Below are 19,409 nucleotides of genomic sequence, written 5' to 3' on the forward strand. Positions count from 1 at the left end.
AAGTGGATTTCGAGATCGTCACCCTGGACGAGAGCCTGGTCGCCGGACTGACCGTGCCGCTGACCGGTCGCGAGGTGGCCGCGCGCGATCTGGACCTGGTCAACTTCACCTGGGATCGCTACCTGGCCAGGGAGAAGCCCGTGCCCCGCGTCGCCGCCTACATCGGCCAGAACGACCACGCCGTCGCGGTTCTCGGCTACGAGGTGTCCGGCCTGGACGATATGGACGCCGGCGACGTGCTGACCCGCATCCCCCGCGGCCGCTACGCCAAGTTCGTCGTCTCCGACAAGCCCTACGACCTGCTGCGCACCGCGTGGGCCCAGGTCGCCAAGGCCGAGAGCGCGGGCACCATCACCCGCTCCCACACCGCCGAGATCGAGCGCTACACCGGCCCGACCTCGGTCGAGGTCTACGTCTCGCTGGATTGAGACCGCCGTGTACACGATTACGTGTACACTTCGGGCATGTCCGAGATCAGCATTCGTGAGCTGCGCGCCAACCTGGCGACCCATGTCAAGGAGGCGGAGTCCGGTGAGCAGGTGATCATCCTGCGTGACGGCGTTCCGGCCGCGGCGCTGGTTCCGCTGTCGGTGGTCGAGGCCTTCGATGCGGCCGAGGACGAACTCCTCGCGCGGGAAGCCGTGGCCAGACTCGAAGAGGGCGGGCCCACTTTCACCATGGCGGAGGTTCTCGCCGATCTCTTCGCCGAAGACGACGAATGAAGTATCGCTTCCACTTCACGGACCAGGCGCGCCGTGAACTACGAGCGATCGAGCGGTACGACGCGATGCGGGTACTCACCGCACTGACCGCGCTCGGCAACGATCCCTACGCGCCGGGGCTGGATGTGAAGAAGCTGGCGGGTCACGAGGACCTGTACCGACTGCGAGTCGGCCGTTATCGGGTCGCGTACCGCGTCGACAACGGTGTTCTGGTGATCCTCATCGTGAAGGTAGGTTGGCGCAAGGACGTCCACCGCAGCCTATGAAACCCGCAAAGCCGGTCGGAGATCATTCTCCGACCGGCTTCCCTCATCATCGGGTGCAGGGTGCTCAGCCCTCGATGATGAACGCTTCCAGCTGGGCGCGGGCGATGTCGTCGGCCAGCTGCTGGGGCGGGGACTTCATCAGGTAGGCCGAGGCCGGGATGACGGGGCCGCCGATGCCGCGATCCTTGGCGATCTTGGCGGCGCGCACGGCGTCGATGATGATGCCCGCCGAGTTCGGGGAGTCCCACACCTCGAGCTTGTACTCCAGGTTCAGCGGGACGTCGCCGAAGGCGCGGCCCTCGAGGCGCACGTAGGCCCACTTGCGGTCGTCGAGCCAGCCGACGTGGTCCGACGGGCCGATGTGCACGTCGCCTGCGCCGAGCTCCTTCTTGAGGTTGCTGGTCACGGCCTGGGTCTTGGAGATCTTCTTCGACTCCAGGCGCTCGCGCTCGAGCATGTTCTTGAAGTCCATGTTGCCGCCCACGTTGAGCTGCATGGTGCGGTCGAGCTGCACGCCGCGGTCCTCGAACAGCTTGGCCATCACGCGGTGGGTGATGGTGGCGCCGACCTGGCTCTTGATGTCGTCGCCGACGATCGGCACGCCCGCGTCGGTGAACTTCTGCGCCCACACCGGATCGGAGGCGATGAACACCGGCAGCGCGTTGACGAACGCGACACCCGCGTCGATGGCGCACTGGGCGTAGAACTTGTCGGCCTCCTCCGAGCCCACCGGCAGGTAGGACACCAGCACGTCGGCCTTCGCGTCCTTCAGCGCCTTCACGACGTCGACCGGCTCGGCCTCGGACAGCTCGATGGTCTCGGCGTAGTACTTGCCGATGCCGTCCAGCGTCGGGCCGCGCTGCACGACCACATCGCTCGGGGGTACGTCGGAGATCTTGATGGTGTTGTTCTCGCTGGCGAAGATCGCCTCGGCGAGGTCGAAGCCGACCTTCTTGGCGTCCACGTCGAAGGCGGCGACGAACTTCACGTCGCGCACGTGGTACGGGCCGAACTTGACGTGCATGAGGCCGGGAACGGTGGAGGTCTCGTCCGCATCCTTGTAGTACTGCACGCCCTGGACCAGTGAGGAGGCGCAGTTGCCAACGCCCACAATGGCCACGCGAACTTCGGTGGCGTTCTCAGCCGTCTTGATTTCACTCATGGCCGCTGTTTCCCTCTTTCTGTGGTGCCGCCTTCGTTGATTGCTCCGCCGCAATCAACTCGTTGAGCCAGCGCACTTCGCGCTCGCTTGATTCCAGACCGAGCTGGTGAAGCTGCCGGGTGTAGCGATCCAGGGACCCGCTGGCCCGTTTGATCGCCTCCCGCAGCCCCTCTCGGCGCTCCTCGACCTGCCGTCGCCGGCCCTCCAGGATCCGCATCCGCGCTTCCGCGGGGGTGCGGCTGAAGAACGCCAGGTGGACGCCGAAGCCGTCGTCGGTGTAGTTCTGCGGGCCGGTGTCGGCGACCAGTTCGGTGAACCGCTCCCGCCCCTGCGGCGTCAGGTGGTAGACGCGCCGCGCGCGGCGCATGGTGACGCCCGCCGCGTTCTCCTCGGCGATCAATCCGTCGGCCTGCATGCGGCGCAGCGTCGGATAGAGCGACCCGTAGGAGAAGGCCCGAAACGGTCCGAGCAGGCCCGTCAGCCGCTTGCGCAGCTCGTAACCGTGCATGGGCGCTTCGAGGAGCAGCCCGAGGATTGCCAGCTCGAGCATCGGGCTTCACCCCCTGACTGTTGTGCAGACCTAACCGATGGATGCGACTTCCGAGTATATCGGACCGATATAACCGTGCACAGCGGTGTCCGATATGTGAGGTATTCGCGCAGGTGTGGCGCGGTTCAGTCGGTCGGCGGACTGATCTCGACGACCTCGCCCGCCAGGGTGATCGTGAGCGACCCGGACGCCTGGTCGTCGTTTGTGACGTACACGCGGACCGTCGGCTCGGTACGGCCGCGCGAGGTCTCGGGCAGCGCGAAGGAGAGGTGGGTGATGCGGCCGTTCGCCACGCCCAGCGTCCGCGCGGCACCGGCCAGCAGCGGGGCGAGGGCATCGACGTCGGTCGCGCCGAAATCGAGGGTCGGCGTGCTCGGTTTGCGACCGGGCCTGCTCTCCGGATCGCCGAACTCGCCGTCGAAGCGGAAATCCCGATAGGTGTTGCCGGTACCGCGCCGGAAGCTGGCGTACTCCGGATACAGCGACAGCGAGTCGGCGACCGCGTCACCGAACTCGGCGCGATGGCTGTCGAGGAAGAAGGCGACCCCGGCGCCGGTGGTGAGATCCGGGATCGACGGCTCGCCGGGCGCGCCGACGGCGTCCCCGGTCTCGCGCGCGACGCAGCCGACCAGCATGCCGAACAGCGCCACCACCAGCAGCAGCGAGGCCGGGATCCACCACCGCGTGCCGCGTCCGCGGACCACCGGGGCGTTCACCAGGTCGCCGGGGATCTGGAGGTCCGCGATGAGCGGGTCGAGCTGCCCGAACGACGTTGCGCGCATGGCGGTTTCGGTGCGCGCGGCGTGTTCGGCGGCGGTGAGCTGGCCGTCGGCCAGTGCCGCGTCGAGCAGTCCGCACACATCGGCGCGGTCGCTGTCGCGCGCCCGCAGCCGCGCCGTATCGGCCATCATCGCCGCCCTTCTCGCCCGCTCACGACGGTTCCCTGATGTCGAGGATCTCGCCTTCCGGCGTCAGATAGACCCGCCCGTACTGGCTGCGGTCGTTGCTCACGCTGATCTCCACCACGGGGCGCACCGCCTCCGGACGGGGCCGCCCGGAGATCCACACGGTGTCGGGCCCGAACTCGAGGTAGCCGATCCGGCCGTCCGGGACCTTGGTGAGCGCGACGGCCTCGGCCAGGACGCGACCGAGCGCGTCGAGATCGAGGGTGTCCAGATCCACGGTCGTGTCGCCTTCGCGCCGCGGGGTGAGCGTCGAGGAGGACCGCTGGAACCCGCCGCGATAGTCCCAGTCGACGGTCCAATCCGGCCCTTCCGGGGCGTAGCGCTCGGCCGAGGCGAAGGTCTCGTGGAAGCGCGCCTCGGCGACGACCGTGTCGCCGAACTTCGCCCGGTAGCGCTCGATGAACGTCCGGATGCCCTCGACGGTGTTCGGCGCCGGATAGGGCACCACCTGCGGGGCGACAGTTTCGAGATCGGCGCGCACGGTGATCTCCGGAGCGGCGGGCGCGTCGTCCTCGCCCGCGAGGACATATCCCGCGACCACACCGAGCACACCGGCGAGCGCGAGCCCGGCCGCGAACCACAGCGGACGCCGCGAGCGCGGTTTGTTCGGGGCGGTGTCGGCGACGCGTTGCAGATCGGCGACGAGTGTGGCCAGCTCGCCCAGGGTCCGCGCCTCGGCGGCGAGTTCGGTGGCGGCGCGGTGCTCGTCGGCGTCGAGCTGTCCGTCGCCGTGCGCGGTGTCCAATACGCGCACCACGTTGGCGCGATCGGCGTCACGCGCCCGGGTGTGCGGCGGATATCCGTGCCGCGCCCGGATCCGGCGCGGTGTGGCCACCCGCTCCGGCGCGAGGTCCTCGGCTCCGGCGGGAACCTGCAGGTCACCCGTGAGCCGCGCCAATTCCTCGACCGTCTTCGCGGAAGCAGCCCGTTCCCTGCGGTCGTGATACTCCTGCGCCCCGAGCTGACCCTCCGCGTAGGCGGCGTCCAGCAGGCTGGACGCCCGCACCCGATCCAGATCACGCGCTCTCATCCGCTACCACGCCTTCGAAACCTGACCCAGCGCACACATGTGTGTCCGGTACCTACTGCCAAGCAATACGCCGAAGGCGTTGGCTCCCGCATGCGTTACCCCACCCTCGCGACCTGGCTCAACGCACACAAGTGGATTCTGTCACCCCTTGCCGAGCAATACGCCGAAGGCGGTGGCTCCCCACATGTGGGCACTGTCACCCCGCTCGCAGCAATGCCCTCCGAAGACGTTGGCGTGCGCGCCCACATTCGCTACGACACCCTCGGAACCCAGCTCAGCGCATACATGTGGGTCCCGCGCTTACTGCCAAGCAATACGCCGAAGGCGTTGGCTCCCCCAGCTCAGCGGACACATGTGAGGTCGGCACTCACTGCCAAGCAATACGCCGAAGGCGTTGGCTCCCCCAGCTCAGCGCATACATGTGGGTCCCGCGCTTACTGCCGAGCAATACGCCGAAGGCGTTGGCTCTTCCCCCCGATGTCGCCGACGCAGTTACTCTGGGTGTCGTGCGAATTCAGCGGCAGGTGGTCGACTACGCGCTCCGGCGCCGGTCGCTGCTGGCTGACGTCTATGCGGGCCGGGTCGATGTCGCCGAGGTGTGTGATGCCAATCCGTACCTCCTGCGCGCCGCGAAGTTCCACGGCCGGGGGAGCGAGGTCACGTGCCCTATCTGCCGGAAAGAACAATTGACCCTCGTATCCTGGGTCTACGGCGACGGCCTCGGCCCGGTGGCGGGGTCGGCGCGCACACCCGAGGAACTCGTCCGGCTCGCCGAGACCCGCGAGGAGTTCTCGGTTCACGTCGTCGAGGTCTGCCGGACCTGCAGCTGGAATCATCTGGTGCAGTCCTATGTGCTCGGCACTGCCCCGGCGCCGACGCGCCGCCGTTCGGGGGCTCGGGCGAACCGGCGCACCGCCGCCGAGTGATGTGTCCGGTCATCCCTCCCCCGGATGACGCGCGGGACCCGCACGGGTCGGTACCGCGCCGCGCCTGCCCGACCGCTACGAGTTATGGAGATCCTGTTCAGTGAGTTCGCCCTACGAGAATTCCCCTTACGGCGATGATCGCGGCCGTACTCAGCGCAATTCACCCCCGGCTCCGCCGCCGGGCCAGCGACAGGCTCCCCCACCCGGCTTCCGCCCCATGCCCCCGCCCGGCCCACGTCCCGGGCCCGCGGGCGGCCCGAACGGCAGGCCGGGGCAGCCCGGTCCGGGCGGTCCCCGTCCCGGACCCAACAACCCGCCCAACGGACGCCCCGCGCCGCAAGGCGGTCCCGGCGGTCCGCGCGGGCCGATGCCCCCGAACCGGCAAGGTCCCCCGCCGGGGCGGCCGCCGCACGGTCGTCCCCCGCAGCCCGGCCCCGCCCAGGGCGGCGCGGCCGGCGCCACGCAACGCATGCCGCACCCCGGCCCCGTGCGAGAGGCGCCCACCCAGAAGGCGGGTCCCGCGCGTCCCGCGACGCTGAGCGAAGCGGTCGCCAATCGCGATCGCCGCACCGGCTCCGAGCCGACCGTCCGCTCCGGCACCGAGGCGACGGTGCGCTCCGGCACCGAGACCACCGTGCGGACGGGCACGCGCACCGGTCAGCGGCGGGGCGCCGACCGCAAGTCGGGCCCGAACACCGGAGAGCGGCGCGCCCAGGCGTCCGGCGCCCCGCCCTCGGGTCCGCCGCCGCACCGCGGCGGCGGCGACGACTCCGGCGGCCCCGGCAAGCGCCGCCCCGAGGGCAAGCGCCGGTTCCCGTGGAAGACCTTCCGGCGCGTCTGTTACGCGCTGGTGGCGCTGATGATCATCGTGCCCAGCTCGGTCTTCCTGATCGCGTACACCACCGCGACGGTGCCGCAGCCCGGCGACCTGAAGACCAACCAGATCGCCAACATCTACGCCTCCGACGGCACCACCGTTCTGAGCAAGGTGGTGCCGCCGCAGGGCAACCGCACCGACGTCACCATCGACCAGATCCCGCCGCACGTGCGCAACGCCGTGATGGCGGCCGAGGACCGGGATTTCTACAGCAACCCCGGCTTCTCCATGACCGGTTTCGCGCGCGCGGTGCGCGACAACCTGCTCGGCAAGGAGAGCGCGGGCGGTGGCTCCACCATCACCCAGCAGTACGTGAAGAACGCGCTGGTCGGTGACGAGCGCTCGCTCACCCGCAAGATGCGCGAGCTGGTCATCTCGCTGAAGATGGGCCAGAGCTGGAGCAAGGACGAGATCCTCGCCGCCTACCTGAACACCATCTACTTCGGGCGCGGCGCGTACGGCATCGACGCGGCCGCCAAGGCGTACTTCGCCAAGCCCGTGGGCGAGCTCAACGTGGAGGAAGGCGCGGTCCTCGCGGCAACCATCCAGCTGCCGTCGCTGCTCGACCCGGAGAAGAACCCCGAGGGTGCGAAGGCGCGCTGGGAGTACGTGCTCAACGGCATGGTCGAGACGGGCAACCTGCCCGCCGCCCAACGCCAGGGCATGCAGTACCCGGCGGTGGTCCCGGCCACCTCCACGCAGGACAAGACGCTGGACTCCGGTCCGGAGGGCCTGATCAAGACCCAGGTGCTCGCGGAGCTGACGGCGGCGGGCATCACCGACAAGCAGCTCAACACCGAGGGCCTGCAGATCACCACCACCATCGACCCGAAGGCGCAGCAGGCCGCGGTGGACGCGGCGCGCAGCAACCTCGAGGGCGAGCCCGCGACGCTGCGCTCGGCGGTGGTGTCGATCGATCCGCGTTCCGGCGCGGTCCGCGCCTACTACGGCGGCGAGGACGGCCACGGCTACGACTTCGCCAACGCCGCGTTGCAGACCGGTTCCTCGTTCAAGGCCATCGGCCTGGCCGCGAATCTCGAACAGGGCGTGCCGCTTTCGCAGATGTACGACAGCTCCCCGCTGACCGTGCACGGCGTGCGGATCACCAACGTCGAGGGCGAATCCTGCGGCATGTGCACCATCGCCGAATCGCTGAAGCGGTCGTTGAACACCAGCTTCTACCGCATGCAGCTGGACATGCAGAACGGCCCGGAGAAGATCGCGGAAATGGGCCACAAGCTCGGCATCCCGGAGGAACTGCCGGGCGTGGGCAAGACGCTGTCCGAGCCGGGTGGCGTGGGCCCGAACAACGGCATCGTGCTGGGCCAGTACCAGTCGCGGCCGCTGGACATGGCCTCGGCCTACGCCACGCTCGCCGCGTCGGGCGTGTACCACGCGCCGCACTTCGTGCAGCGCGTCGTGACCGCCGACGGGCAGGTGCTGCTCGACCGCGGCGAGCCCGCCGGTGAGCAGCGCGTCTCGGCCGCGGTCGCCGACAACGTCACAGCCGCCATGCGCCCCATCGCGGCGTACTCGCGCAACCACGGCCTGGCGGGCGGGCGCGAGTCGGCGGCCAAGACGGGTACCGCGCAGCTCGGCGACACCGGGGAGAACAAGGACACCTGGATGGTGGGCTACACGCCGTCGCTGTCCACGGCGGTCTGGGTCGGCTCCGTCGACAACTCCCCGTTGCGCAACTACGCGGGGGCGAAGCTGTACGGCTCCGGCCTGGCCTCCGACATCTGGAAGTCGACGATGGACGGCGCGCTCAAGGGCACGCCGAACGAGACCTTCCCGAAGCCCGCCCCGATCAAGGGCCAGGCGGGTGTGCCGGAGTGGTCGGCACCGTACACGCCGCCCTCGACGGTGGACGCCCCCTCGCCCCCGGTGATCATCGCGCCCACCCAGGTCGAGATCCTGCCCGGCATCACCATCCCGATCCCGGGCGTGCAGCCCGCACCGCAACAACAGCAGCGCCCGCAGCAGAGCCAGAACGATCCCGGTCCGCTGCCGGGCCAGCCGACCGCACCCTCCGACGACTCCTCCCCGGGCAACGGCTCACCGAGCAATCCCGGCGGCGGCAACGGTGGCGGGACCGGCAACGGCGGGACCGGTGACGACTCCGGCGGCGGAGGCGCCGGCGAGGAAGAGTGACGGCCCCCGCCCACCGTGGGGACTGTGACTCGTAGCCGCCCGGTGAGCACCCACTAGGCTCGGATGCCGTGACCGATCAGCGAGTGGTGGACGCCGGGCGGCCGGGTGGGGGCGATGGGGCGCGGTATGTTTCGCCGGGGCCGGTCGCGTTCGATCCGCGGTCGGCCGACGGGCGGGACAAGCCGAGCCGCAATGATTCGCTGACCGCGCAGGTGAGCACGGTGGTCGGGGGGCCGGTAGGGGAGCACGCGCTGATCGGGCGGGTGCGGTTCTGGACGCCGCTGCGGATCATCCTGCTCTACACGGTGATCTTCCTGGCGCTGGGCTGGGCGGCGAAGGCGGGCTGCATCCAGCAGACGAGCACCGAGAACGGCGCGCTGACGCTGGACTGGAGCGACGGCCGCCAGTACGTCGCCCTGTGCTACTCCGACACGGTGCCGCTCTACGGCGCCGAGCGCCTCGACGAGGGCGCCTTCCCGTACAAGAAGTCGTGGGTGGAGGAGCGTCCGGACGGCACCATCGAGGTCCGGTACATGGAGTATCCGGTCCTGTCCGGCCTGTACCAGTACGGCGCTATGCAGATCGCCAAGACCTGGGACGCGCTGCCGCTGCCCGGGGCGCTCCAGGTGGTCATCTATTTCAACGTCGTCGCGTTCGGCCTGGCCATCGCGTGGCTGATCACGGTGTGGGCCTCGACGCTGCTGGCGGGGCGCCGGATCTGGGACGCGGCGCTGATCGCCTGTTCGCCGCTGGTGATTGTGCACGGGTTCACCAATTTCGACGCGCTCGCCACGGCGTTCGCCGCGACCGGCCTGCTCGCGTGGGCGCGGCGGCGGCCGGTGCTGGCCGGCGTGCTGCTGGGCCTGGGCGGCGCGGCCAAGCTGTATCCGCTGCTGCTGCTCGGCCCGATCGTGGTGCTGTGCCTGCGCGCCGATCCGCGCCATCGCGCGCCGAGCTCCCACGTGGGAGTGCGGTTGCGCGAGATCGACGGCGGGGAGGCGTTCGCGACGTGGGTGCGCGAGACGCCCGATCGCGTGCGCCACCTGGCCACCCGCCCGCTCGGCGCGGCCGGACTGGCGGTCTCGGCGGCGATCGGCACGTGGGGTCTGGTGAATCTGCCGATCGCGCTGCTGTTCCCGGACGGCTGGCGGGAGTTCTTCCGCCTCAACACCACCCGCCACGCCGACCCCGACTCGATCTACAACGTGATCACCTCGTTCACCGGCTGGCCGGGCTTCGACGGCGAGCTGGCGCACGGCCAGCCGCCGACGATCCTGAACGCGGTGTCGCTGGCCCTGTTCCTGCTGGCCTGCGCCGGGATCGCCTACATCGCGCTCACCGCGCCGCGCAGGCCGCGGGTCGCGCAGCTGTGCTTCCTGGTGATCGCCGCGTTCCTGCTGACGAACAAGGTGTGGAGCCCGCAGTACTCGCTGTGGCTGGTGCCGCTGGCGGTTCTGGCGTTGCCGCACCGCCGAATCCTGTTGGCCTGGATGACGATCGACGCCCTGGTGTGGGTGCCGCGCATGTTCTACTACCTCGGCATCGACCGCAAGGGCCTGCCCGAGGAGTGGTTCACCGCCACCGTGCTGGTGCGCGATATCGCGGTGATCATCCTGTGCGCGCTGATCATTCGCCAGATCTACCGCCCCGAGGAGGATCTGGTGCGCAACGACGCCGTCGACGACCCGGTCGGCGGCGTCCTCGACCGCGCCCCCGACCCGCTACTCCCCTGGCTCCCACAAGCCTTGCGCCCCAAGGACACTCTCACCCGCACGGGGTGAGAGTGAACCGTCCCCTACGTCCCCGGCCGCAGCAATCGCGCGACGTGCTGCGGGTCGCGCGGGAGCAGGTCCAGTTCGAGGTGCCAGGGGCTGCCGGTCCACGGATCGAACAGCGGAGTGTCCTGCACCGTGGGCAGGTGCCTGCACGCCTGGGAGAGCGCGGCGACCGTGCTGTCGGGCGAGGCGGATTCGTCGCTGCCGACGATCACCATGGACAGCCCGATCAGGTCCCCGCGCAGGGTGAGCGCCGAGATGCGCTGGGCGTCCAGTGACGAGTACCCGTGCGGGAAGTCGGCGGCCAGCAGCACCCGATGCTCGGCGGGCGGGACGAATGACCCACCGCTGTAGGCCATTTCGGCCATATCGACGGCGTCCACCAACGCTTGCAGGCGGGGCGAGATATCGGCGTGGTCGGTGACCGGCGCCCCGTTCATCGACCCGGCGAGCGGGGCGAGCAGGCCCGCGAACGCGCCCGACAGGTCGATGACATCGATGCGCGCCGGGCGACCGGGATCGGCGGCCAGCAGGCGCGCCAGCAGCGCGCCGACCACCGGCACCACGGCGGCGGAATGCTCGGTGTCGATCCACAGCGGCCGCGTGAGCGGCACGGGCACCGTGTACGGGATGCGCAGCGGGCCGCGGTCCAGCGCGTACAGCTCACCGAGGCGGATGCCGTCGCTCGGCTTCGGCGGACCGTCCCACGCGGGCGAGGACCACGAGGCCAGTGCGGGCGGCAGCAACCGGTCGGACTCGGCGAGTTCCCGGATGAGCTGTTCGCTGTCACGCCGGTGGTTGCTCTCGGCCACGGCGATCAGTTCGTCGTGACGACGTTGCGCCTCTTGCCTTTTCGCCTCCGCCCCCGGGGTGTTGCGGGTGGCCGGATCGCTGACGGCCGCGGAGAGTTCCTCGTCGAGCCGCTTGCCCGCGTAGTCGCGCGCCGATTCCAGCGCGGCGGCCGAGCGCGCGGCGTCCTCGAAGACCATCCACAGCCGCTCCAGCCCGTGCGCCACCTCCAGCGGGGCCGGACCGCCGACCGGATCGGCCTGCGGGATCGCGTCGCGATCACCCACCGGATGCGGTGCGTGCGAGGCGGGCTGCGCACCGGCCGCGTCCACGCCGTGCGCGGGCAGCAGCACGGGCAACCCGCCCGCGTACCCCTGCCCCACGGCGCGCACCTTCCATTCGGCCCCGCGCCGGTACACCTCGAGGCAGATCATCGCGGCCTCGCCGGCGGCGGGCACGATCGCGAATTCCGCGGTGACCACACCGTTTTCGGACAGCAGCGCCGTCAGCGGCCCCAGCGTGGCGCCACCGGTGCTCGCCACCAACAGCACCGCCTTGGCCTCGGACCGGAGGACGGAGGTCGTGATGACGACCTCCGCCCCGGCCAGTTCCACCCCGCCGGTGGCGGGGTTGCCGTGGTGCACGTGATCCGACGCGCCGGAAACGCGCAGGTCCTCCCCCACGACCAGAGCGGAAATATCCAGTGCCGCATCCGATCTCACACCGAATCGCAGCACGTCCGCGCGCAACGGGGTGTTCTGCCCCGCCTTCAACTCGATCACCTCGACGGTCCCCGGTCGATCAGAGGAAGCGGCCGAGCTGCGGGATGGCCTCGCCGGGATGCTTGGCCTGGAAGCCCTCGCCGAGCGCCTGCAACTTCCAGTCCGCGCCCACCCGGAACACCTTCGCCATCGCCATCGCGGTGAACGGCATGCCGCCCGCGAGGGTGTAGCGGGCCAGCTCGGCGCTGTTGGAGCCGTCGACGAGACGGCAGAACGCGTTGCGCACCTGCTCGAAGGTGTGGCCCTTGTAGGAGGTGACGATGAACACGAGTGAGGTGACATGCGGGGGAATTCTGGTGAGATCCACCAGAATGACCTCGTCGTCACCGTCACCCTCACCGGTCAGGTTGTCACCCTGATGGCGAATCGATCCGTCCTTGGAGGTCAGCTGGCCGTAGTAGGCGAAGTCGACCGGATTCGCCTCGGCGAACATGATCACCGAGGCGTCCAGGTCGATGTCGACGGTGCGGTTGCCGAACATGCCGCGGGTCTGCACCGGGTCCCAGCCCAGGCCCATCTTGACGAAGGCCAGCTGCTGGCCGCCCTCCTTGCGCAACGTGACGCGCTGGCCCTTCTGCAGGCTGACGGGCCGGTCCTTGCTCAGGCTGACCTCGCCCGTCTGCTGGGACGGGGCGGGCGGCGGAGCACCCTGGCCGGGCGGCGGCGGGAAACCCCCACCGGGCGGGGGCGGGTAGCCCTGATCGGGAGGCGGCGGGTAACCACCGCCGGGCGCGGCGTACTGCGGCGCGGGCTGCGCGGCCGGCGGCGGGTAGTTCGCGGGCTGCGGCGCGGGCGGCGGCGGGGCCTGCTGCGCGGCCGGGGGCGGCGAATCATCCACGGTGACACCGTGATCGGTGACCAGCGCCGCGAATCCCCCCGCGTAGCCCTGGCCCACGGCGCGGACCTTCCACGAGCCCTGCCGCCGGTACAGCTCGAGCGCGATGACGATCGATTCCGAATCGAGCCCGTCGATGCGGTACTGGTAGAGCTGGTTGCCCGCGGCGTCGGAGATGATCGCGGTGGGCGGCGCGAAGCGGCCGAAGCTGGCCGACGCGTCGTCGAGGGTGATGACGGCCCGGATCTGGTCGATATCGCCGGGCACCTGGTTCAACGAGACCGCCAGGGAGGCGGGCTGCCCCGCGGGCGCGGGCTGCAGGTTGACGCCGGGACCGCTGGGCTGGTTGAAGAACACGAAGTCCGCGTCGGAGCGGACCTTGCCCCGCTCGGTCACCAGCAGCGCGGACAGATCAGCCGGAGCCGTCAACTGGACGGAGATCACCACATCGTTGGTGGCCAGTGGACCGTTCTGGCCCTTGGCGAGTGTTGCGGACAAGTTCGACCCTTCGCTTGTCGGTGCGTACTGCCTGCCACTCTACGAGAAACGGACGCGGACGGTCCCGGGTCGGGACGAGGGGTGCGCGGCCCGCCTATCGGTTACTGTGACGCTCGCAGACCCCACCAGCGGCCACCGGCGCGCGCGGGGAGGAACTCGAGACAACGGGGCGGACCCCTATGGCACAGCTTTTCGAACAGTCGAAGAAGGTGATCGAAGCGCAGCTCGCGGGGACGAGCGTGCGCGCGATCTCCGGTTCGATGATCGCCTACGAGGGCAACGTGCAGTTCAAGTCGGCCGGTTTCGGCGGCGGCGACGGCGTGCTCGCGGGGCTCAAGCGCCGCGCGACCGGTGAGAGCCTGTCGCTGATGGAGTGCGCCGGGCACGGCCGGGTGTTCTTCGCGGTGAACGGCCAGCACGTCACGGTGGTGAACCTCAACGGCGACACCTTGCAGGTGGAATCGCAGCAGTTGCTCGCCTTCGCCGGAAACCTGCGCACCGACGTGCGTTTCGCCGGGATGGGCGGCGCGCGCAGCGGGCAGGGCCTGTTCACCACCACGGTCAGCGGGCAGGGCCAGGTGGCGCTGCTCTCGGCGGGCGGCCCGCTCATCCACCTCGAGGTGACGCCGCAGTTCCCGCTGGTGGTCGACCCCGACGCGTTCGTGGCGGCCAAGGGCAATCTGAATCAGTCGTTCGTCTCCGGCATCACCTGGCGCGACGCCATGGGCCAGGGCGCAGGCGAGACGTTCTCGCTGCGCTGGGAGGGCCAGGGCGTCGTGTCGATCCAGCCGGCGGAACGGTAAGGGGCACGGGCGTGTTCGAGAAGGTCAACGACAAGGTCGTCAAAGTGGACGTGGGCCGGGCGGGCGGCGTGGTCGCGCGGACCGGCGCGATGCTGTTCTATCGCGGCGACGTCGCGTTCGCGCCGCACCAGATCCCCGGTTCACAGGGGATGGGCGGCGGCGGGCTGATGCGCATGGCCGGCCGCATGATGGCGGGCGAGCACGAACGCACCATGCTGGCGCAGGGCAACGGCGAGGTGCACTACGGCTTCGCCGGGCTGGAGGTGCAGGTGGTGCAGATCCAGCCGGGCGCGACGCTGCGCGTGGAAGCCTCACGGCTGCTGGCCAATACGGCCGGGCTGCAGAGTTCCATCGTGTCGGTGGCCAGTTCCGGCGGCGGAGGCGGTGGCGGCCTCATGGGCGCGCTGCGCGGGGCCGCGTCGGGCGCGCTGACCGGGCAGGGCATGTTCACCACGCAGCTCTCCGGCCAGGGCGCGGCGGTGCTGCTCGGGCACGGTGGCTTTCTGGAACTGCAAGTGGGCGGCCCGAATCCGATCGTGGTGGACCCGCAGGCGTTCGTGGCGGCCTACGGCAACGTGCAGACCGAGCTGAAGACGGCGCTGAGCTGGCGCGACGCGGTGGGGCGCGGCTCGGGCGAGGCGATGCAGTTGCAGTGCGTCGGCCAGGGTGTGGTGTACGTGCAGGCCTCCGAAGAGAAGTTGTGAATCATGGCGCAGATCCTGAACCCGATGAATCTCGGTGAAAGCGACAACATCCCGCACAACAGCTACGCCTTCTGCATCGATCTGACCGGCCCGTGGTTCATGCGCAAGGGCGCGATGATCGCCTACTACGGCCAGATCGAATTCCAGCTGCTCACCCACGGCCTGCAGGGCGGCATGCTGCACATGGTGTCGGAGCAGTTCTCGGCGCCGATGTTCACCGGTGACTACGTGGTAGCCCAGGGCCATGGCAAGCTCATCCTCGGCGACCGCGGCTACGACATCAACTCCTACGACCTCGACGACGGCAACCTCACCATCCGCGCGGCCAACCTGCTGGCCTTCGAACCCGGCCTGGCGCTCAAGCAGTCGATCGTGCCCGGGTTCCTCACGCTCATCGGCACCGGCAAATTCCTGGCCTCCTCCAACGGCCCGGTGATCTTCGCCGAACCACCGCTGCGGGTGGACCCGGAGTCGCTGGTCGGCTGGGCCGACTGCCCGTCGCCCAGCCACCACTTCGACCAGCAGTGGGTAACCGGCTTCCTGGCCGCGGGTGCGCACCGGTTCGGGGTGAACTCCGGCGAGGAGCGCCAGTTCGATTTCACCGGCGCGGGCACAGTGCTGATCCAGTCCAGCGAGAAGGTGATCAGCGACGTGGAGATCGTGCGCACCATCGAGGGTCAGTTGCAGAGCGGCGTCAGCGTGGGCGGGTTGCAGCAGTTGCAGGCCGTGATCGCGCGACAGCTGGGGCAGCAGCAGAGTTACTGACGGCCGGACGCACGGTCGCGGCCGGTGTCGTGGCGGCCGTGCCGCTGGTGGGCTCCCCGGCCGTGCCCCAGATCAGATCGCTGGCAGGGCAGTCGGTCACGTCACCGGCCGGGCCGTCGGTCGCGCCCCGGTCGGGCTGTCGGCCGACCGCGCCCGTCGTCCTGCCGCCGGTCGAGCTGAGACCTATGACGACGCCGCCGAACCCGCGACCGATCGGTGCACCACCTCGCGCAGCCCGGCGGACACCCGGCGAGCGCGGGGACGCCGGGTGGATCTCCCGCTAGAGTCGGTCGATGTGGCCCCCGCGCAATCGCTTCGACCCGGCAGCGTGTTCGCCGGGTACCGGATCGAAGGGCTCGTGGGCGCGGGCGGAATGGGCAGCGTCTACTCGGCGCACCACCCGCGACTGCCCAGGATGGTGGCGCTGAAGCTGCTGCACCCCTCGTTCGCGGCCGACCCGGTGTTCCGCGGCCGATTCGAGCGCGAGGCGCAGCTGGCGGGCCGCCTGGACCACCCGAACATCGTGGCGATCCACGATCGCGGGCAGGAGGGCGAGCAGCTCTGGATCGCCATGCAGTACATCCAGGGCGGCGACGCCGACTCGCTGGCCCGCGGCGGTCCGCTGCCGCCCGCGCGGGCCCTGCACATCGCCCGCGAGACGGCCAACGCACTCGACCACGCGCACGCCGCGGGTCTGCTGCACCGCGACGTGAAACCCGCCAACATCCTGTTGCGCGCGCCCTCGGCGCCCGGCGCGCCCGAACAAGTGCTGCTCACCGATTTCGGCATCGCCAAATCCGCCGACGAGGTCGGCTCCCTCACCCAGACCGGCACGCTGCTGGCGACCCTGCGCTACGCCGCGCCCGAACAGCTCTCCGGCGGTGAGCTCGGCCCGCGCACCGACCAGTACTCGCTGGCGTGCACGCTGTTCCACCTGCTCGCGGGCCGCCCGCCGTTCACCGCCGACACCGCGGCCGGGGTCATCGGCGCGCATCTGATGCAACCGGTGCCGCGCATCAGCACGCTGCGCCCGGACCTGCCGCCCGCGCTGGACGCGGTGTTCGAGCGGGCGATGGCCAAGAATCCGGAGCACCGGTTCCCCAGTTGCGCGGCGATGGCGGCGGCCGCGTCGGCGGCGTTCGATCCACCCCGCGCGCCGCTCCCGCCCACACCGCCGCCGAGCCGAAAGCGCCGGTGGCTGTTGGCACTCGGCGCGGTGGCGGCCGTGCTCGCGGTGGCGGGCGCGGGCGCCTTCGCCTTGCGCCCCGACGAAACTCCTACCACCACAACGACTTCCACACCGCCGCCCACCACGTCCACCGCCCCCGATCCGTGGGCCGCCGGACGCGACACCGTCGCCTTGTTCCCCGACCTGCTGCCCGCCGGCCCCGACACGGTGGGCTACCGCGATCTGCGGTGCAGTTTCGCCACCAAGAACCCGGGCGCGGTGTGGGAGCACGGATTCAACTGCACCGACCGCCAGGGCCTGGAACTCCAAGTGCTCCAGCACGACAGCGCCGCCACCGTGGACCGCTACGTCGCGACGCTGGAGCAGGGCGCCACCGAGACGCTCACCTCGCGCTACGGAGAACCGCTCACGGTGCGCAAGTTCAACGGGTCCACCGGCCCGTGGATCCTCGTGCGATTCGGCGCCGCTCCGCGCTCGTCCGTGCTGCTCCAGGTCTTCGAGAAGGGGAGCTCCCACCAGGAGGTGATCGACGAATGGTTGCGAAGCGCCCCGCTGTGAGGCGGCTCGGGCCCGCCGCCGCACTGCTGTCCGCGCTGACGGTCACGGCGTGCTCGGGCGTCGCAGGCACGCCCACGCCCGCCGAGATCGACGTGCGCACACTGGATGTCGGCGCCTACAACATCGAACCGGCCGACGTGGAGGCCATCCGCACGCCGAACGACGGCCGCATCCTGGAAGGGTTGCGGATGGCCGGTGCCATCGCGATCCCCCACCAGATCGACGAGACCTTCGTGCACAACTGGGGCACCGACGTGCTCGAGTCACCCGCGAAGGCGGCGCAGGCCTCGGCCATCTCGAGCGTGAACACCCCGACGCTCGAAAAGCACGGCATGATAGTCGCTTTCGACATCGGCGAGGGCGACCGCGCGTTCCGGTCCGGTACGCCCGCGCTCGACATCGACGCGAACCTCACCCGCGTGGTGCTGTTCCGCTTCCCCGGCGAGGCCGCCGCACGGGACGCGGCGCGCGAGATGGAGGCGCTGGACTTCTCGGTCAGCCCCGACAACGAACCCGCCCCGATCCCGGATCATCCCGGCGCGCACGCGCATTGGCGCCCCGGCATCCGCACGATCGGCGCGACCTACGCCCAGGGGGAGATCGTGGTGAGCGTCTTCGCCCAGCACCGGACCCCCGACAAGGACGCGCTCGCCGACCGGGTGGCGCAGGTCCTGGACGCGCAGATCCCGCTGCTGGAGGAGTTCCAGCCCACCCCGCCCGACGAGATCGACGAACTGCCACGCGATCCCGACGCGATGCTGCGCCGCATCCTGGTGCCCGGCCCGGCCGGGCAGCGGCTGCCCATCTCGTCGCGCGAATACGGCTCGTGGAGCGGGCGCGCCACCGTGCACTATCGCCCGCTGGACAACGAGGAGATGGCGGCGGCCTGGGACGACGGCGGCGTGGAATCCGTCGCACAGGCGTTCAGCACCACGCTTTTCCGCTTCCGCGACAACGAGGCGGCGCGGGCCTTCGGGGACGCGTGGGCCGATACGGTCGGCGGCAACGTGCGGGCCGTCGACGGGCCGGAGGGCCTGCCCGACGTGCGCTGCGTGGAGCGCGCCGCGTCGAACGACGAGTCCGCGCTGGCCCGCTGCTACGTCATCTACCGGGAGCACGCCGCGTTCGTCAGCGGCGGCACCGCGGAGAACGCGCGGCAACAGGCGGCGGCGCAGTACGCGCTGCTGGTGAACGGCGCGTAGCCGATGGTGCGCGGCAGGATTCGGTTGCTGGTCGCGGTGCTGGCGGCCCTCGCGATCGGTTGCGGCCGCGAACCGGCCCCGCCGCCGCATCCCGCACCCGCCGGGCCGACCCCTGAGCAGCAGGCCGCGTTCGCGGTGATCGACGGGGTGTTCCGGGACTGCGGGTTCCCGATCGTCGGCCTGCCCACCCGCGACCTCGACGTCGAGGAGGACGAGCTGTCGATGGTGCCGTGGATCGTCGCGTCCCTCGGCAATGACACGCTGCCCGACGTGATGGCCGGGTTGCGGCGCTGCGCGGAACTGCTTCTCGCCGCCACCGAGTCGTACGGGCGCCTGTCCGTGAAGCTGTACATCACCGACCCCGCGACCGTGGCCGCGCTGCCGGAACCCACCGACACCGCCACCCCGCTGTCCCGGCTCGACGACTACGCGCGGCTGCTCGAGCTGCGCGCCGCACCCCACTACTTCCTGAAGGCGCTGACCATCCACTCGACCGGCGACCGCTTGGATTACACCTGGCCGCAAGACGATCGGGCGCTCGCCGAAGAAACCATCCAGCGCCGCATGACCGACTGGCTCGCCGACCCGGCCGCCGTCCTCGGGCCGAGCCCCTACCAGCGCAACCGCCTGGTGCCCGGACGGGCCGACCGCCTGCGGTACTACCGGATGCTGTGCGGGGTGCCGCTCGACCAACGGCAGAAATGCGACGGGCCGGTGCCCGGGATCGTCGCGGCCACCGTGGACATCCACACCCTCGAGGTCACCGACTTCCGCATGCTGCCCGGCCTGCCCCACGGGTACTCCCTCAACCGGCTGGACGACCCGCTCGAGCCCGACCTCACGGGCTGAGCGGGTCG

The 19,409-nt window shown here is 70.4% G+C and carries 18 protein-coding genes; 12 read left to right on the forward strand and 6 right to left on the reverse strand.

Annotated elements, in window-relative coordinates; translation table 11 throughout:
- The first annotated feature begins 2 nt into the window (after positions 1-2).
- The 3 genes from DFR74_RS14045 to DFR74_RS14055 are packed head-to-tail and all read left to right on the forward strand — an operon-like array spanning position 3 to position 988.
- Positions 3-428 (forward strand): GyrI-like domain-containing protein, encoded by a 426-nt coding sequence (locus DFR74_RS14045; RefSeq protein WP_067503135.1) that lies wholly within the window; start codon positions 3-5, stop codon positions 426-428.
- A 36-nt stretch (positions 429-464) separates the two neighbouring features.
- Positions 465-722 (forward strand): type II toxin-antitoxin system Phd/YefM family antitoxin, encoded by a 258-nt coding sequence (locus DFR74_RS14050; protein ID WP_067503134.1) that lies wholly within the window; start codon positions 465-467, stop codon positions 720-722.
- A complete protein-coding gene (locus DFR74_RS14055; protein WP_067503133.1) occupies positions 719-988 on the forward strand; it encodes a type II toxin-antitoxin system RelE family toxin in 270 nt (89 codons plus the stop codon). Before DFR74_RS14050 ends, DFR74_RS14055 begins: the two co-directional genes overlap by 4 nt.
- Before the next feature lie 64 nt (positions 989-1,052).
- Here the strand turns inward: DFR74_RS14055 and DFR74_RS14060 are convergent, their stop codons facing one another.
- The 4 genes from DFR74_RS14060 to DFR74_RS14075 form a co-directional block, all read right to left on the reverse strand.
- Positions 1,053-2,150: an inositol-3-phosphate synthase gene (locus DFR74_RS14060; protein ID WP_067503132.1), complete on the reverse strand. Its 1,098-nt coding sequence runs from the start codon at positions 2,148-2,150 to the stop codon at positions 1,053-1,055.
- Positions 2,143-2,700: a PadR family transcriptional regulator gene (locus DFR74_RS14065; protein ID WP_067503131.1), complete on the reverse strand. Its 558-nt coding sequence runs from the start codon at positions 2,698-2,700 to the stop codon at positions 2,143-2,145. Before DFR74_RS14065 ends, DFR74_RS14060 begins: the two co-directional genes overlap by 8 nt.
- A 125-nt stretch (positions 2,701-2,825) precedes the next feature.
- Positions 2,826-3,611 (reverse strand): DUF1707 SHOCT-like domain-containing protein, encoded by a 786-nt coding sequence (locus DFR74_RS14070; RefSeq protein ID WP_067503130.1) that lies wholly within the window; start codon positions 3,609-3,611, stop codon positions 2,826-2,828.
- Positions 3,612-3,630: 19 nt separating this feature from the next.
- Positions 3,631-4,695, reverse strand: a complete 1,065-nt coding sequence (locus tag DFR74_RS14075; RefSeq protein ID WP_084537294.1) for a DUF1707 SHOCT-like domain-containing protein — start codon at positions 4,693-4,695, stop codon at positions 3,631-3,633.
- Positions 4,696-5,201: 506 nt separating this feature from the next.
- On the opposite strand from DFR74_RS14075, the gene DFR74_RS14080 reads away from it, so the two are divergent.
- The 3 genes from DFR74_RS14080 (at position 5,202) to DFR74_RS14090 (ending at position 10,433) form a co-directional block, all read left to right on the forward strand.
- Entirely contained in the window at positions 5,202-5,621 is a 420-nt protein-coding gene (locus DFR74_RS14080) for a DUF5318 domain-containing protein (protein ID WP_170160757.1), read from the forward strand.
- 469 nt (positions 5,622-6,090) lie between these two features.
- Positions 6,091-8,652, forward strand: a complete 2,562-nt coding sequence (locus DFR74_RS14085) for a transglycosylase domain-containing protein (protein ID WP_411719602.1) — start codon at positions 6,091-6,093, stop codon at positions 8,650-8,652.
- Positions 8,653-8,720: 68 nt separating this feature from the next.
- Positions 8,721-10,433 carry a glycosyltransferase family 87 protein gene (locus DFR74_RS14090; RefSeq protein WP_084537292.1) on the forward strand — a complete coding sequence of 571 codons (1,713 nt, stop codon included), beginning with the start codon at positions 8,721-8,723 and terminating at the stop codon, positions 10,431-10,433.
- Between the two features lie 14 nt (positions 10,434-10,447).
- On the opposite strand, the gene DFR74_RS37820 is transcribed toward DFR74_RS14090, so the two are convergent.
- Positions 10,448-11,998 (reverse strand): TerD family protein, encoded by a 1,551-nt coding sequence (locus DFR74_RS37820; protein ID WP_067503125.1) that lies wholly within the window; start codon positions 11,996-11,998, stop codon positions 10,448-10,450.
- Between the two features lie 19 nt (positions 11,999-12,017).
- A complete protein-coding gene (locus tag DFR74_RS37120) occupies positions 12,018-13,331 on the reverse strand; it encodes a TerD family protein (RefSeq protein WP_067503122.1) in 1,314 nt (437 codons plus the stop codon).
- Positions 13,332-13,510: 179 nt separating this feature from the next.
- On the opposite strand from DFR74_RS37120, the gene DFR74_RS14105 reads away from it, so the two are divergent.
- The 6 genes from DFR74_RS14105 (at position 13,511) to DFR74_RS14130 (ending at position 19,401) form a co-directional block, all read left to right on the forward strand.
- Positions 13,511-14,134 (forward strand): AIM24 family protein, encoded by a 624-nt coding sequence (locus tag DFR74_RS14105; RefSeq protein WP_067503119.1) that lies wholly within the window; start codon positions 13,511-13,513, stop codon positions 14,132-14,134.
- Positions 14,135-14,145: 11 nt separating this feature from the next.
- Positions 14,146-14,838 carry an AIM24 family protein gene (locus DFR74_RS14110; protein ID WP_067503115.1) on the forward strand — a complete coding sequence of 231 codons (693 nt, stop codon included), beginning with the start codon at positions 14,146-14,148 and terminating at the stop codon, positions 14,836-14,838.
- Between the two features lie 3 nt (positions 14,839-14,841).
- On the forward strand, positions 14,842-15,603 hold the full coding sequence (locus DFR74_RS14115) for an AIM24 family protein (RefSeq protein WP_067503112.1): 762 nt from the start codon (positions 14,842-14,844) through the stop codon (positions 15,601-15,603).
- Between the two features lie 295 nt (positions 15,604-15,898).
- A complete protein-coding gene (locus DFR74_RS14120) occupies positions 15,899-17,350 on the forward strand; it encodes a serine/threonine-protein kinase (RefSeq protein WP_233444440.1) in 1,452 nt (483 codons plus the stop codon).
- Entirely contained in the window at positions 17,326-18,552 is a 1,227-nt protein-coding gene (locus DFR74_RS14125; protein ID WP_147265829.1) for a DUF7373 family lipoprotein, read from the forward strand. The genes DFR74_RS14120 and DFR74_RS14125 overlap by 25 nt, the downstream gene beginning before the upstream one ends.
- Positions 18,553-18,555: 3 nt before the next feature.
- Positions 18,556-19,401 carry a hypothetical protein gene (locus DFR74_RS14130; protein ID WP_067503104.1) on the forward strand — a complete coding sequence of 282 codons (846 nt, stop codon included), beginning with the start codon at positions 18,556-18,558 and terminating at the stop codon, positions 19,399-19,401.
- Positions 19,402-19,409: the final 8 nt, after the last annotated feature.

The sequence above is a fragment of the Nocardia puris genome, from assembly GCF_003315035.1.
Lineage (GTDB): Bacteria > Actinomycetota > Actinomycetes > Mycobacteriales > Mycobacteriaceae > Nocardia > Nocardia puris.

What these genes read in the sequence shown, in the direction of transcription:
- DFR74_RS14115 (WP_067503112.1), top strand. Translation starts at nt 14,842, where the DNA reads ATGGCGCAGATCCTGAACCCGATGAATCTCGGTGAAAGCGACAACATC.
- DFR74_RS14105 (WP_067503119.1), top strand. Translation starts at nt 13,511, where the DNA reads ATGGCACAGCTTTTCGAACAGTCGAAGAAGGTGATCGAAGCGCAGCTC.
- DFR74_RS14125 (WP_147265829.1), top strand. Translation starts at nt 17,326, where the DNA reads ATGGTTGCGAAGCGCCCCGCTGTGAGGCGGCTCGGGCCCGCCGCCGCA.
- DFR74_RS14050 (WP_067503134.1), top strand. Translation starts at nt 465, where the DNA reads ATGTCCGAGATCAGCATTCGTGAGCTGCGCGCCAACCTGGCGACCCAT.
- DFR74_RS14065 (WP_067503131.1), bottom strand. Translation starts at nt 2,700, where the DNA reads ATGCTCGAGCTGGCAATCCTCGGGCTGCTCCTCGAAGCGCCCATGCAC.
- DFR74_RS14075 (WP_084537294.1), bottom strand. Translation starts at nt 4,695, where the DNA reads ATGAGAGCGCGTGATCTGGATCGGGTGCGGGCGTCCAGCCTGCTGGAC.
- DFR74_RS14060 (WP_067503132.1), bottom strand. Translation starts at nt 2,150, where the DNA reads ATGAGTGAAATCAAGACGGCTGAGAACGCCACCGAAGTTCGCGTGGCC.
- DFR74_RS14070 (WP_067503130.1), bottom strand. Translation starts at nt 3,611, where the DNA reads ATGATGGCCGATACGGCGCGGCTGCGGGCGCGCGACAGCGACCGCGCC.
- DFR74_RS14085 (WP_411719602.1), top strand. Translation starts at nt 6,091, where the DNA reads ATGCCGCACCCCGGCCCCGTGCGAGAGGCGCCCACCCAGAAGGCGGGT.
- DFR74_RS14130 (WP_067503104.1), top strand. Translation starts at nt 18,556, where the DNA reads ATGGTGCGCGGCAGGATTCGGTTGCTGGTCGCGGTGCTGGCGGCCCTC.
- DFR74_RS14055 (WP_067503133.1), top strand. Translation starts at nt 719, where the DNA reads ATGAAGTATCGCTTCCACTTCACGGACCAGGCGCGCCGTGAACTACGA.